Annotated in this window: 9 protein-coding genes; 5 read left to right on the top strand and 4 right to left on the bottom strand. The window is 69.7% G+C overall.

Annotation, left to right across the window (positions count from 1 at the left end; all coding sequences use genetic code 11):
* Positions 1-120: 120 nt before the first annotated feature.
* Positions 121-1,656, bottom strand: a complete 1,536-nt coding sequence (locus tag KAH28_RS09200; RefSeq protein ID WP_290575896.1) for a Ppx/GppA phosphatase family protein — start codon at positions 1,654-1,656, stop codon at positions 121-123.
* Between the two features lie 154 nt (positions 1,657-1,810).
* Between KAH28_RS09200 and KAH28_RS09205 the strand changes: the two genes are divergently transcribed.
* Both KAH28_RS09205 and KAH28_RS09210 read left to right on the top strand, forming a co-directional pair.
* Positions 1,811-2,131, top strand: a complete 321-nt coding sequence (locus KAH28_RS09205) for a c-type cytochrome (protein ID WP_290575897.1) — start codon at positions 1,811-1,813, stop codon at positions 2,129-2,131.
* 22 nt (positions 2,132-2,153) lie between these two features.
* A complete protein-coding gene (locus KAH28_RS09210) occupies positions 2,154-2,495 on the top strand; it encodes a cytochrome c (protein WP_290575899.1) in 342 nt (113 codons plus the stop codon).
* Here the strand turns inward: KAH28_RS09210 and KAH28_RS09215 are convergent.
* Positions 2,465-3,517, bottom strand: coding sequence for an alpha/beta hydrolase (locus tag KAH28_RS09215; RefSeq protein WP_290575900.1), 1,053 nt, complete (start codon positions 3,515-3,517; stop codon positions 2,465-2,467). The two genes, KAH28_RS09210 and KAH28_RS09215, sit on opposite strands and share 31 nt — an antisense overlap.
* Positions 3,518-3,567: 50 nt before the next feature.
* Between KAH28_RS09215 and KAH28_RS09220 the strand changes: the two genes are divergently transcribed.
* From KAH28_RS09220 to KAH28_RS09230, 3 genes are read left to right on the top strand one after another with little or no spacing between them, the layout of a single operon-like run.
* Positions 3,568-3,876 (top strand): hypothetical protein, encoded by a 309-nt coding sequence (locus KAH28_RS09220; protein WP_290575901.1) that lies wholly within the window; start codon positions 3,568-3,570, stop codon positions 3,874-3,876.
* The gene (locus KAH28_RS09225; protein WP_290575902.1) at positions 3,873-5,411 is read left to right on the top strand and encodes a PepSY-associated TM helix domain-containing protein; all 1,539 of its coding nucleotides are present in this window, start codon (positions 3,873-3,875) and stop codon (positions 5,409-5,411) included. Before KAH28_RS09220 ends, KAH28_RS09225 begins: the two co-directional genes overlap by 4 nt.
* The gene (locus KAH28_RS09230; RefSeq protein ID WP_290575904.1) at positions 5,408-5,701 is read left to right on the top strand and encodes a hypothetical protein; all 294 of its coding nucleotides are present in this window, start codon (positions 5,408-5,410) and stop codon (positions 5,699-5,701) included. The genes KAH28_RS09225 and KAH28_RS09230 overlap by 4 nt, the downstream gene beginning before the upstream one ends.
* Positions 5,702-5,741: 40 nt before the next feature.
* Here KAH28_RS09230 and KAH28_RS09235 read toward each other — a convergent pair whose 3' ends face one another.
* Together KAH28_RS09235 and KAH28_RS09240 are read right to left on the bottom strand one after the other, a co-directional pair.
* Positions 5,742-6,497, bottom strand: a complete 756-nt coding sequence (locus tag KAH28_RS09235; protein WP_290575906.1) for a hypothetical protein — start codon at positions 6,495-6,497, stop codon at positions 5,742-5,744.
* The coding region (locus tag KAH28_RS09240) for a sigma-70 family RNA polymerase sigma factor (RefSeq protein WP_290575908.1) at positions 6,497-7,155 on the bottom strand (659 nt) is incomplete at its 5' end. The genes KAH28_RS09240 and KAH28_RS09235, both read right to left, overlap by 1 nt.

Consider the following 7,155-nt stretch of genomic DNA (forward strand, 5'->3'; position numbering starts at 1 on the left):
GTTCGAGGCCGCATCTTCGTGCGTCCCGGAAGCAACATACTCCTGTGTGATCGGGGGGAAAAGCCCGTCAGTGACAATGCTGCACGGCACCATCGCGACGGCACCGCAGTGGCGTGCAGGTCAGGCCATGCCGAGCCGATAACCGGTAGCTTTCAGCTGACCGGCCTCGCGCTCGAGATCCGCGCGCGTGAGCGGGTTGTTCTCCAGCCAGAGGCCGGGCAGCTCGAGATTGAGCGCGTTGCGCGAGGCGCGCAGCCGGAAGTCGGGCACCACGCCCGGCTTGCGGGAGCGGTTGAGCAGATAGGCCATGCGCAGCAGGATCGCGAGCCGCTTCACGGGCTGCGCCCAGACGGTGGGCACGCCGTCGAGCACGTTCGACGACAGCTTGCCGCGGTGCAGGCGCACGAGCACCGACACCAGCTTCTGCTCGGTCTGCGAGAAGCCCTGGATGTCGCTGTTGCGCAGGATGTACTCGCCGTGCTTGTGATACGACGCGTGCGAGATGGAGAGTCCGACCTCGTGCAGCAACGCGGCCCATTCCAGCAGGCGGGCGTGCTGCGGCTGGGTCAGCTCCCAGCTCTCGGCGACCTGGTCGAGGGCGTGGCGCGCAGTCTCGACGACGTCGCGGGCGTGCGCCTCGTCGACGGCATACCGGCGCGCCGTCGCCAGCACGCTCTCGCTGCGGATGGCGTCGCCGCCGTTGCGCTCGCAGAGGTCGTAGATGAGTCCCTCGCGCAGCGCCCGCTCCGAGGTGCGCATGCGCTCGATGCCGAGGCTGTCGAAGATGCCGGCAAGCGCCGCGACACCGCCGGCGAATACCGGCCTGCGATCGTCGCGCAACCCGTCGAAGCGGATGGCGCTGATCCGGCCGGTATCGATGAGCAGCTCGACGAGCTTGTCGAGCCCGTCGCGCGTGATCGCGTCGTCGCTCCAGCCCCGGGCCATGAGGACCCGCCAGATCCCGCGCACGGTGCCGGACGAGCCGATCACCATGTCCCAGCCGGCCTCGCGGTAGGAGCGTTCCAGATACTCGAGCTCGACGCGAGCGGCGAGACGCGCCGCATTGAAGCGCTTGCGCGTGATCTGGCCATCGTCGAAGAAGCGCTGGGTATGCACCACGCAGCCCAGCGCCACGCTCTCCAGCAGCTGCGGGCCACGCTGATCGCCGATCACCAGCTCGGTGCTGCCGCCGCCGATGTCGACGACGAGACTGCGCTGCATGTCCGCCTCGAGCCCGCGCGTCACGCCCTCGTAGACCAGTCGGGCTTCCTCGGCGCCCGAGATCACCTCGATGTCGTGGCCCAGCGCGGCCTCGGCGGTCTCGATGAACGCCGCTCCCTGATACATCTCCCGCAGCGTGTTGGTGCCCACCACGCGGACCCGGTTCTCGGGCAGATGCTGGATGCGCTCCCCGAACCGCCCCAGACAGGCCAGCGCGCGCGAGCGGGCATCGGCCGACAGCCGCTGGTCGGCGTCCAGCCCGGCGGCCAGCCGAACCGGTTCGCGCAGACGATCCATCACCTGCATCAGCCCGTCCTCGCCGACACGCGCCACGAGCAGATGGAAGCTGTTGGATCCGAGGTCGACCGCGGCGAAGTCGCGGGTCGATCCACCGGAGGCCGCGGCCGCGCTATCGGCGGCGCTGGAAGTACGCATGCGCGTTCCGGCATCGGTCATGCCGGCACCATAGCAAAAGCCCGGCACGCCGCCGTCGTGTTGACCTCCTCGGGCGGTTCGGCGATCATTGCGCCCCATTTTTGGCACCCCCGGACGCCCCTGCAGGGCATCCTCTGTCGGAGTCTTTTTTGAGATGAGAGGTCTGAGCGCACTGGCCGTCGCCATCGCCGCCCTGGTCAGCTCGGTTGCAGCGGCTTCCGGTGACCCCGAGCATGGCGCCGTGCTGTCGAACACTTGCATGGGCTGCCACGGCATCCCCGGGTACAACAACGTGTACCCGACCTACAGCGTGCCCAAGCTCGGCGGCCAGAACGCGGAGTATCTCGTCTCGGCCCTGAAGGCGTACCGCGCCGGCGATCGCCAGCATCCCACGATGCGGGCCCAGGCCGGCCCGATGACGGACCAGGAAATCGCCGATATCGCCGCCTTCTTCTCCCAGGCGCCGAAGCGCTGAAGCAGCCAGGTATTTCGACCCCATGCGCAAGACCCTAGCCCTTCTCCTGCTCTGCGCCGCAGCCGGTGCCAGCGCCGAGGATCGCTCGCTCCAGGAGCTGGTCGCCACCTGCGCGGCCTGCCACGGCGAAAGCGGCAACAAGACCATCCAGCCGAGCTATCCGCTGCTCGCGGGCCAGCACGCCGACTACCTGGCGGCGGCGCTGGAGCAGTACCGTTCCGGCGCCCGCAAGAACGCCGTCATGAACGGCCAGGCGGCCAACCTGAGCGACCGCGAGATCAAGGCGCTGGCGCGCTACTACTCGCGGCAGGAATCGGTGGTCTACACGCCGGCCTACTCCGCCGAGACCGCCGGCACGCCCTGATCGTCCAGCGCCTGCACTAGCGCGGCATTGAACCGCTCGGGCGCCTCGATGTGCGGAAGGTGCCCCAGTTCGGGAAACGGGACGAGCACCGCGTCCGGAATGCGCTCTGCCGCGCGAGAACCCAGTTCGGGGTAGCGCCCCAGGGTTTCGCGTACCGCCTCCGGCACCAGGTCCTTGCCGAGCGCCGTGCGATCGCGCTGGCCGATCAGCAGGGTCGTCGGCACGGCGATGTTCTCCAGCTCGTGCACCACCGGTTGCGTGTAGACCATGTCGTAGGTCAGCGCCTGCGCCCAGGCGACACGCGCGACATCGTCCCCGCCGTACATCCCGGCCAGCATCCTGGCCCAGCGCGCGTAGGCCGGCTTCCATTCACCGAAGTAGTAGCTCGAGCGCTGATAGGCCTTGATGGCAGCGTAGTCCTTGCCGAGTTCGCGCTCGTACCACGCCGGCACACCGCGATACGGCACGCCCTTCGCCTTCCAGTCCTCGAGACCGATCGGATTCACCAGCACCAGTTGCTGCGTGCGCTCCGGGTACATCAGCGCGAAGCGCATGGCCAGCATGCCGCCCATCGAATGGCCCACCACCGCCACCCGGTCGACGGCGAGCGCGTCGAGCAGTACCCGCGTATTGGCCGCGAGCTGATGGAAGCTGTAGGCATAGGCTGCGGGCTTGCCGGACTTGCAGAAGCCGACCTGATCCGGAACGACCACCCGCATGCCGCGTGCGATCAGCGCCGCCGCGGTGTCCTCCCAGTAGGCGCCGCAGAAGTTCTTGCCGTGGAGAAGCAGCGCCACCGGTGCATCGCCTCCGCCCTGCGGACGGATATCCATGTAGGCCATCGCGACGTCACCGTGCGGACCGTCGAGCGCGATCCGCTCGACGGGATGCGGATAGTCGAAGGCCCCGAGATCCGCCCCCAGCACGGGCGCCTGCTCGCGCTCGGCCGCGGCGGCGCCGGTCAGCACGAGGCACAGCAGTCCGAATGCGCGGCACCGGAGGCCGGGGGAACGGCATTTCATGTCGCTAACCTTTATCATTTGTATTCATGGTATCGAACCGCAGCGCGAGCGTGCACCGTAGAGCCTTCGCCCCGAGCGGCGTGGTGGAAGCGACCCTGCGCAGCATCGCGGCCCTGCCCCTGGCCTACATGGGTGCCACCGGCCTCACGGTCGCCGCCACCACGCTGCTGCGTCTCGCCGGTGTGGCGCGCGCCGAGGCGGTGGGCTGGCCGCTGTTCGCCTCTCTCCCCGTCTGGCTCGTGCTGGCGCTCTACGCCTTCGCCGCACAGCCGCTGTGGCGGGGCTGGCTGGCGTCCGCGCTGTGCGCTGCAACGGGTGCGCTCGCCGTCATCGCCACCGATGTCGGGGGCAGCCTGTGACGCGCTCGCTCCGGCAATCGATGAACCTGCTGCACACCTGGGCCGGCATCCTCTTCGGCGGCCTCGTGTTCCTGATCTTCTTCATGGGCACCATCTCGGTATTCGACGACGAGCTCGACCGCTGGATGATGCCGCAGACCCGGGCGGCGGCGACCGGCGACGTCGGCTACGACGCCGCGCTCGCCACCGTTCTCGGCGATCTGGAGGTCGAGGACGAACCGGTGTTCCTGTACCCGCCGAGCCCGCGCCGACCGGTCTACGCGGCTCACTACCACGGCCCCGGCGATACCCACCTTCAGCGCTTCGTGGACCCCGGCACCGGCGAGATGCTGCCCCCGCCGGGCACGCTCGGTGCCGGCGGGTTCTTCTACCCGATGCACTACGGCCTGCATCTCGACAAGGCGGGCATGCCGATGCTCGGGTACTGGATCGTCGGGCTCGCCGCCATGGTGGTGCTGGCGATGTCCGTGTCCGGCGTCATCGTGCACCGGCGCATCCTGCGCGATCTGTTCAGCTTCCGCGCCGAACGCGCCCGCGGCCGCGCACTGCTCGATCTGCACAACATCGGCGGCGTCATGGCCCTGCCGTTCCTGTTCGTCATGACGCTGTCGGGCCTGATCATCTTCGCCCACATGCACATGCCGGCGGGCGTGCTGGCGGCCTACCCCGATGCGGATACCTTCTTCCACGACGCGTTCCCGCACCCGGACCGGGAGCCCGCCGGCCGCCCCGGGGCGCTGGCCTCGGTCGATGCCATGGTGGCCGAGGCCGACCGCATCTGGGGCGGCGGCCGGCCGCTGGGCATCGGTGTCATCCACCCGGGCGACGCCGACGCCTATGTGGCGATGTACCGGTACACCGGCGACACCATCGGCTACGACTACGAACAGCTCACCTTCGACGGCGCATCCGGCGCGCTCATGCATCACCAGCGCGTCGGTCCGGCGATGACGGTCTACCGGTTCCTGACCGGCCTGCACATCGCGATGTTCGACCACTGGTCCGTGCTCTGGCTGTACTTCCTGATGGGGCTGTGCTGCTGCGCCGTCATCGCCACCGGCTTCCTGGTCTGGCTCGACAAGCGCGCGCAGCGCGCCGGTCGCCTCGGTTACCGGATCGTGCAGGCAGTGGGCGGCGCATCGACCGCCGGCCTCGCACTGGCGACGGTCGCGATGCTCGCCGCCAACCGCCTGCTGCCCGACATGCCGGGACGCGCGGATACCGAGATCGCGGTCTTCCTCGGCGCCTGGGGCTGCAGCCTGCTCGCCGGACTTCTCCGCCCCGGGATGCCGCACCTGCGCCTGCAGCTCGGCGCGCTTGCGGCGGGACTCTGCGCCCTGCCGCTGCTCAATGCGCTGACCACCGGCGACCATCTGCTGCGCACGGTGTCGCGCGGCGACTGGGCCACCGCCGGATGCGACCTCGCGTTCATCACCTTCGGGCTGCTGAGCGCGGGCGCCTGGCGCGCGCTGTTGCCGCGTCACGGAACGACGGCGGTGACGCGCGCCGACGCCATCCGGGGCAGCGCGGCGTGATCCCGGCCCTGGTGCTCATGCTCGTCGGCACGGCGGTGCTGGCGTCCGCCCAGCGCAGCGAGCGGCGCCGCATCGGGTACCCGGCGCTGACGTCCGCAGCGACGCACGCGCGGCGTGCCACCGGGCTGGTGGCGCTCGCCGCGGCACTGGCCGCCGCGACCATGGCGCTCGGCCCGGCCTTCGCCCTGTTGTTCTGGCTGCTGGGCACCGGGATCTGCGGCATGACGGTCGCCGTCGCCCACGGTCTGCGCGTGCGACGCACCGGCGGCATGGCCCGCCTCCGCCACTGAGCCGACCGGACCGCGCCGGCGCTTCCGCGCGCGGCCGACGCTACCAGCGCCCGCCGAGCAGCACCTGCAGGCCGTCGACGCGCAGATCGGCGCCGTCGCCATCGGCTTCGGAGAAGCGGTAGTCGCGCAGCTGCCAGCCCACGCCGATGCGCAGATGCTGTCGCGGCGAGGGATGCATCCAGAGCACGCCGCGCAGATCGAACACGCGGTCGCTGTCGTGCGCGACATAGTGCCCGCGCCCCTCGAAGCGCAGACGCCCGGCGCCGATGCCGAGTCCGAGATGCGCCATCGGGAAGGTGCGCGACACCGCCTGGCGCTCGCGCGTGATGCCCTGGAGCGGCGCATCCTCGACGTAGAGGACATCGCCACTGACGTGCCGGAGCGCGACGCCGGGCGCCACGCGCAGCCAGCCCAGCCGGAAGGTGCGACGCAGCGCCACCAGGCCGTCGTCCGCACGCACGCGCGTGTCGAGCGTGCCGCGGTTGGCGATCAGCGTCAGGTCGCCGATGGCGAGGTCGCGATCGACCTCCGTGCTGCCGCTCGCGCCGAGCCGCGCATACTCGAACAGGAGTTCGGGCCGCCCCGGAATGCCCAGCGTGACGGTGGCCTCGGCGATGACGTTGTCATCGCTGTCGAGCGCCAGGTCGCGGCCGACCGCCAGCCGCTCGCCGTTGTCGAGCGTACCCTCCAGCTGGGTCCACCAGAACGCGCCGCCGACGTTCAGATCGGCACGCTCGGCGGCGACCGGCGCGGCGCTGACTGTCAGCATCAGCGCCACGGTCGCACGCAGGCGCATCAGCTGCCGCCGGATTCGTCCAGGAAGCTGCGGAGGTAGTTGGCGCGCGTCGGATGGCGGAGCTTGCGGAGCGCCTTGGCCTCGATCTGGCGGATGCGCTCGCGGGTGACATCGAACTGCTTGCCGACCTCTTCCAGCGTGTGGTCGGTGTTCATGTCGATGCCGAAACGCATGCGCAGCACCTTGGCCTCGCGCGGCGTCAGGCTCGACAGAATGCCGTAGGTGGCCTCGCGCAGCGACTCGCCGGTGGTGGAATCGACCGGCGAGATGGCGGCCACGTCCTCGATGAAATCGCCCAGATGCGAATCCTCGTCGTCACCGATCGGCGTTTCCATCGAGATCGGCTCCTTGGCGATCTTCATCACCTTGCGGACCTTGTCCTCGGGCATCTCCATGCGCTCGGCAAGCTCTTCCGGCGTCGGCTCGCGGCCGTACTCCTGCAGCATCTGGCGCGAGATGCGGTTGAGCTTGTTGATCGTCTCGATCATGTGCACCGGGATGCGGATGGTGCGCGCCTGGTCGGCGATCGAGCGCGTGATGGCCTGCCGGATCCACCAGGTGGCGTAGGTCGAGAACTTGAAACCGCGGCGGAACTCGAACTTGTCCACCGCCTTCATGAGGCCGATGTTGCCCTCCTGGATCAGGTCCAGGAACTGCA

Origin of the sequence: Algiphilus sp., assembly GCF_023145115.1 — a bacterium.
GTDB lineage: Bacteria > Pseudomonadota > Gammaproteobacteria > Nevskiales > Nevskiaceae > Algiphilus.